Source organism: Paenibacillus zanthoxyli JH29 (assembly GCF_000520715.1).
Lineage (GTDB): Bacteria > Bacillota > Bacilli > Paenibacillales > Paenibacillaceae > Paenibacillus_AQ > Paenibacillus_AQ zanthoxyli.
In genome coordinates, this window is the sequence record NZ_ASSD01000702.1 from 1 (window position 1) to 349 (window position 349).

Here is a 349-nt window from a genome sequence, read left to right on the forward strand (position 1 = left end):
GTCTGCGGCCTTCGCCGTTAAGCGGGATATCACTTTGCCCTTGAATCCTGCCTACAGCATTCCAATCCGTCTGGCCATGGCGTATCAAGCCCATCAACATAAGTAAACTCCCATCCTTTTCCGTATATTTTTTCTTACTGTAACATGGATGAGCTTAAATGTCTCCAAGTTTGGGCGTATTAATGCAGCAAAAGAGCCCTCTTGACTTCTAAGAGAGCTCTTTCAATGCCTGCGGTACCGGTTCAGCCGGGCAAGCGAAAAGATGGACAAGCCCACTCCCAGCATCGACAGCATCATCCAGTATTGCGGATGGGATGGCCCCATGCTGACGACAAGAGGCTCGATAATC

General features: G+C 49.6%; 1 protein-coding gene. It reads right to left on the reverse strand.

The window, feature by feature from the left end; all coding sequences use genetic code 11:
- Positions 1-100 (reverse strand): histidine phosphatase family protein (locus L691_RS31665; RefSeq protein ID WP_198023124.1); only part of this gene is annotated, 100 nt, incomplete at its 3' end.
- Positions 101-349 lie beyond the last annotated feature (249 nt).